Here is a 559-nt window from a genome sequence, read left to right as displayed (position 1 = left end):
AACTCGCGACGATCTGGTCGGAGTTGCTCGGCGTCGAGCGCATCGGGCGCAACGATAACTTCTTCGAGCTGGGTGGCAATTCGCTGATGGCAGTGCGGCTGAATGCACGCATCGGACTGGAACTGAACGCGAGTCTTGCGCTCGCCTCGCTGTTCGAGGCGGCAACGCTGGCGGCGCTCGCGCAGGCAATAGAGACAGCGCGGGACCGGGCTCCCGGCGATCAGGCGCTGGACGAACTCGACACCTTCCTCGACACCCTTTGAGCACGATTCATGGATAAGGACAAGGCTACGCGCATCGCGCGCCGCTTCATCGAACTTTCGCAGGACAAGCGTCGGCTCTTCTGGCAAAAGATGGTCGAGGAAGGCGTGACGCCGGCGCAACTGCCCATTCTCGCGCGCGAGCGGGCGGTCGAAAGCGCGCTGCCGGTTTCGTACGCGCAGCAGCGGTTGTGGTTTTTGTGGCAGTTGTCGCCCGAGAGCAGCGCGTATCACGTCGCGGGTGGCTTGCGCTTGCGCGGGCCGGTGGATCGCGCCGCATTGCGCGCGAGCTTCGAAGC

Annotated in this window: 2 protein-coding genes; both read left to right on the top strand. The window is 64.4% G+C overall.

Features of this window, described 5'->3' with window-relative positions; genetic code table 11:
- A partial coding sequence (locus AWB80_RS42875) for a phosphopantetheine-binding protein (protein ID WP_143328308.1) occupies positions 1–263 on the top strand: 263 nt, incomplete at its 5' end.
- A gap of 9 nt (positions 264–272) precedes the next feature.
- Positions 273–559: hypothetical protein (locus tag AWB80_RS42870; RefSeq protein ID WP_208635784.1), on the top strand; the 287-nt coding region annotated here is incomplete at its 3' end.

The sequence above is a fragment of the Caballeronia pedi genome, from assembly GCF_001544915.2.
Classification (GTDB): domain Bacteria; phylum Pseudomonadota; class Gammaproteobacteria; order Burkholderiales; family Burkholderiaceae; genus Caballeronia; species Caballeronia pedi.
The sequence above is the reverse complement of the archived record's forward strand: the minus strand, read 5'-3'. Positions and strand labels throughout refer to the sequence as shown.